Origin of the sequence: Pseudomonas sp. SIMBA_041, assembly GCF_046535095.1 — a bacterium.
GTDB lineage: Bacteria > Pseudomonadota > Gammaproteobacteria > Pseudomonadales > Pseudomonadaceae > Aquipseudomonas > Aquipseudomonas mucoides.
Genome location: NZ_JAWRXJ010000441.1, coordinates 1 through 264 on the forward strand (window position 1 = coordinate 1; position 264 = coordinate 264).

The 264-nt window shown below is 44.3% G+C and carries 1 protein-coding gene; it reads left to right on the forward strand.

Features of this window, described 5'->3' with window-relative positions:
- Window positions 1–155 precede the first annotated feature (155 nt).
- A partial coding sequence (gene ccmD / locus SB725_RS31835) for a heme exporter protein CcmD (RefSeq protein WP_410923437.1) occupies window positions 156–264 on the forward strand: 109 nt, incomplete at its 3' end.

Consider the following 264-nt stretch of genomic DNA (forward strand, 5'->3'; position numbering starts at 1 on the left):
GGTTGCGACATTAGCGATTTATCGTACCAATACGCTGATTTTATACCGTGATCAAGGCAAAGCGTGGGTCAAAGAATACATTCGTGGTCAACACAAATAACGGCTAGGAAAATACTATGCAGCCTTACTTTTATAGCGTATCTGAGTTTTTCGCCATGGGTAAGCATGGGGTTTTTGTGTGGTCGTGCTGGGCGATAACGATCGGCGTGATGTTGGCATTTATTATCTATAGCCGCAGACAGCGACAGTCACTTATCAAACAGC